The 255-nt window shown below is 61.6% G+C and carries 1 protein-coding gene; it reads left to right on the top strand.

Going from position 1 to position 255, the window contains the following annotated elements; genetic code table 11:
* Nucleotides 1-255 (top strand): DDE-type integrase/transposase/recombinase (locus L6D82_RS28525; RefSeq protein ID WP_236192156.1); only part of this gene is annotated, 255 nt, incomplete at both ends.

Here is a 255-nt window from a genome sequence, read left to right as displayed (position 1 = left end):
GGCCGATGAACCCAACCAGACCTGGTGTGCCGACTTCAAAGGGCAGTTCAGGATGCAGGACGGCAATTGGTGCTATCCGCTGACCATTACCGATCAGATGAGCCGCTATCTGCTGCTCTGCCGGGCGCTGCCCGGCACGCACAGCGAGCCGACGCGACAGGGATTCGAATGGGCTTTCCGGGAGTTTGGATTGCCGGACGTAATCCGCACAGATAACGGGGCGCCTTTCGCATCGACCGGTTTGGCGCGGCTGTC

This window comes from Pseudomonas paraglycinae, assembly GCF_021601625.1.
GTDB classification, from domain to species: Bacteria; Pseudomonadota; Gammaproteobacteria; order Pseudomonadales; family Pseudomonadaceae; genus Aquipseudomonas; species Aquipseudomonas paraglycinae.
This window is presented reverse-complemented; position numbering and strand designations above follow the sequence as displayed.